Source organism: Burkholderia sp. Ac-20349, from assembly GCF_017104865.1.
GTDB classification, from domain to species: Bacteria; Pseudomonadota; Gammaproteobacteria; order Burkholderiales; family Burkholderiaceae; genus Burkholderia; species Burkholderia aenigmatica.
Genome location: NZ_JAAGPM010000304.1, coordinates 1 through 2478 on the forward strand (window position 1 = coordinate 1; position 2478 = coordinate 2478).

Annotated in this window: 2 protein-coding genes; both read right to left on the bottom strand. The window is 72.6% G+C overall.

The window, feature by feature from the left end; translation table 11 throughout:
- Positions 1-1057 (bottom strand): cellulose synthase complex periplasmic endoglucanase BcsZ (bcsZ, locus tag G3N61_RS38735; RefSeq protein ID WP_205825079.1); only part of this gene is annotated, 1057 nt, incomplete at its 3' end.
- 3 nt (positions 1058-1060) lie between these two features.
- Positions 1061-2478 (bottom strand): cellulose biosynthesis cyclic di-GMP-binding regulatory protein BcsB (locus G3N61_RS38740; RefSeq protein WP_205825080.1); only part of this gene is annotated, 1418 nt, incomplete at its 5' end.

Here is a 2478-nt window from a genome sequence, read left to right on the forward strand (position 1 = left end):
GGCCGCGCGCGTCGAGGAACGGCACGGCCGCCGCCGAGAACCCGCCGTTGCCGTCGTTCGGTCCCGCGATGCCCGTCGTCGTGTCGACCTTCTCCGGCGGCGCGCCATGCGCGGCGATGTGGTCGGCGAACGGCGCAAAGCGCGCGAGCAACGGCGCGGCGAGCGGATCGGCGCGGTCGAGCATGCCGGCCCACAGATAGACGCGGATCGCGTTGTACGCGCTCTCCGCATGCGTCTCCCGATCGGGCCCGAAACCCGTGCCCGCGCGATACAGCGCCCAGTCGGGCGAAAAGCCTTTCGGTGCGGTGTCGAGCAGCACGCGCCCGGTGCTGGAGACGAGCGCGGCCCAGCGCCGGTCGTCGGGCAGCCGCGCGCCGAGCGCGCGGATCACCTGCGGCGGCGAATAGCTCGGGTTCACGCGCCACTGGCCGTCGGCCAGCTTGAACCCGGTCGGCCCCGGCAGCAGCGTGAGGCCGAGGCCCGGCACGCTCGCCGTCTCGTCGTCGAGCACGCGCTTCGCGAGCAGCGTGCCGCGCGCCGTGTAGCTGCGCTCGTGCCACAGCCGCCCGGCCTCGACGAGCGCATACGCGATCCACAGGTCGGCGTCCGACGCCGCGTTCGCGTCGAGCACGCGCCACGCGCCGTCGGGCGCGCGGCCCCACAGCCACGCCGGCAGATGCGCGCTCAGGTCGCCCTGCGCGAGATTGTTCTCGGTCCATGCGAGGATCGTGTCGAACATGCGCCGGTCGTTCGCGACCAGCGCGAAGAAAAGTCCATACGCCTGCCCCTCCGACACCGTGCGTGAATCGGCCGAGCCGACGTCGATCACGCGGCCGTCGGCCGAGATGAAATCGCGCTTGAACGCGTCCCAGCGCGGCCACGCCGCGCCGCATCCCGCGTTGGCCGCATCCGCCGCGTCGGTCGCACCGGTTCCCGCGGCCTGCGCACGCGTGGCCATCCCGGCCGCCGCGCACGTCACCGCAACCGCCAGCGCGAGTGTCGCGCCGACACGCCGCGCCGGCTGCGTTGCCCGTCGCTTCGCCATTGCCCGCGCCATCCGTTACATCCCCCGTCGGCGCGCGGCGATTCTCTGCAGCACGCTGAACACGCCGAGCGCGAGCAGCAGCCCCGCGACGACGCCGACCGCGCCGAGCACGACCGGATGCCGCGCCGCTTGCGTCCATACGCGCGCATACCACGGCACGAAGCCGACCACGTAAGGGTCGCCGACGCGCAGGCTGTCGACCTGCCCCGGCCGCACCAGTGCAAGGTCGCCCTGCAGCTGCGACACGAGCCCGGCGTTCTCGAACACGTCGAGCAGATCGCCGAGGCGCGGCTGGTCGGTCGCCGTGAGCGCGACGACGCTGCGCCCCCGGCTGCCCGGCAGCTCGAACCCGGCGAGCGCCGCGAGCGAGCCCGTCTGTTCGATATGCGCGCCGCCTTCGGCCAGGCCGACGCCGTTGCGCCAGCGCTCCTTCACCGAGAACGCGACCCGCGCGGCGCCTTCGCCCCCCGCGCTGCCCTGTTCGCCGATCACGAGCGGCAGCGCCGAACGCCAGTGCGCGAGCAGCGGCGACGCGGGCGAGCCATCGATCACGAGCAGATCCTTGCTGCCCGACAGCGCAGCGACGTCGCCGGGCCGCGCGACCTGCACGCGCAGCGCCGGGAAGCCGGTCCATTCGCCCATGTGGCCGAGCATCGTCAGGTAGGCCTCGAGTTCCTGCGGCGACGGCCGGTCGGGCATCACGACGGCCGTCTGCGACAAATCGGCGAAGCGCGTGAACGGGAAGCCGCTGTTCGCAAAGAACGCGAGGTTCGGCAATTGCGCGTAATGGACGAAGTGCGAGAAGTCGATCGTCGAGTCGGGATCGATCGCCGCCCGCTGCGGCTCGGTCGCCGTGCTCGAGCACAGGCCCGTCTTCTGCGTGTCGAGCGTGAAGCGGAACTGCAGCTGGTTGCCGCTGCCGACCCGGAACGCCGGGATGTCGACGTCGCTCGTCACGCGCCCTTCCGGCACCGACAGCAGCGGCAGCTGCATGCGGCCGTGCGCGTCCTCGGCATGGGCCGGCCCGAGCCGGTACGACTTCACGAGCTGGTCGTTGATCTCGACGGCGAGCGTCGAGTTGTCCTGCACCGTCGGCGCCGTGTAGCGGTAGCGCAGGATGATCGGCACGCCCGCGCCGTTCCACGAATGCAGATCGGACGGCACGCGCAGGTTCAGGCGGATGGCATCGGGCGCCGTGCCTCGCACTTCCAGGTCGCGCGTATCGGATACGAGTTCGCGGAACGTGATCGGCCGGTTCACCGGCAGCCAGCGCGGCGCATCGTACGGCTTGCGCGGCGCGCCGAGATCGACGTGCGCGACCGTCGCCGCCGGCCCCGACAGCGCGACGCGGCCCAGCACGAGCGTCGCGACCGCATCGTCGACCTCGGCCGCCGTGCGGCCCGTGACGACGAGCAGCTTGCGCCCCGGCGCGG